Source organism: Pantoea sp. S61, assembly GCF_016625145.1.
GTDB classification, from domain to species: Bacteria; Pseudomonadota; Gammaproteobacteria; order Enterobacterales; family Enterobacteriaceae; genus Pantoea; species Pantoea rwandensis_B.
Genome location: NZ_JACVUO010000060.1, coordinates 1 through 844 on the forward strand (window position 1 = coordinate 1; position 844 = coordinate 844).

General features: G+C 55.7%; 1 protein-coding gene and 1 pseudogene. Both read right to left on the minus strand.

Annotation, left to right across the window (positions count from 1 at the left end; translation table 11 throughout):
- Positions 1 to 137 precede the first annotated feature (137 nt).
- Positions 138 to 380: a regulatory protein YcgZ gene (ycgZ, locus tag IAE30_RS29855; protein WP_039337534.1), complete on the minus strand. Its 243-nt coding sequence runs from the start codon at positions 378 to 380 to the stop codon at positions 138 to 140.
- Positions 381 to 659: 279 nt separating this feature from the next.
- Positions 660 to 844: pseudogene (locus tag IAE30_RS30235) on the minus strand (hypothetical protein); the annotation flags it as partial.

Sequence of the window (844 nt, forward strand, 5' to 3'; positions counted from 1 at the left end):
GTCGGCCAGACGAGTTAAATCTTTATTATTCATACCCGCATCTTCCGGTTCATGCCTTCCGGGCAGGATGGCAGGACGGCCATTCCGGGCGGTCCTGAAGGCACGCTGCGGTCGGCGCTTCATTACGGCGGGGTAACTCAGCGCTCAAAGAGCATGCCAATAAGCGTCTGGTAATGGCGCTCTTCTTCCAGGCTGGATGCGACTTCGAGGCGGCGCAGCAGCTTGGTGCAGATGGCCTTACGGTTAAGGTTCTTGCCTGCGCGCAGGATTTCAACGACAATCTGCCCCAGCGTTTCCTGCTGGGTCGGCGCCGATGCCTTGCTGAAGTAGTGCGCAATATCGCTGGCGGAATCCGGGAATCTCGTATTGCTCTGACGCATGGTGAACCTCTCGGTGGTTAAAATGTAGTCGGCTCTGTCTGACCGTAAAGTTATACAACCAAATCAAACTTGTACAGCAATTGTGTTGCTGTACAGCTTATCTTTTTGTGCAAAAAGTGCTAGATGTTACTAAACAGTAATTTAGGTGAGTATCAGCGCGCGAATGATTAGCGGGTTAACGAAGGGGTTGTACAACGGTCAGAACAGCATGGTCAGCTCAGGGGCCGGGGCACATGAAAGAAGCCTGCCCGGTGTCACCCGGACAGGCGGGTGATGTCTTCAGTGCGCTGAGCCGCGGCCCGCTGCAGTAATCCATCTCAGCTCGTCCCGGTTGCCCGGTGATGACTCAAACCCGCGGAGCCAGCGTTTCGCCCCTCTTATCTGCACGCAGCGCGCAGAATTTTTCTCGGCGGCGGCCATCTCAGCCAGCTCGCGGATAAGCGAGCCAACGGTAATGTCCGCAT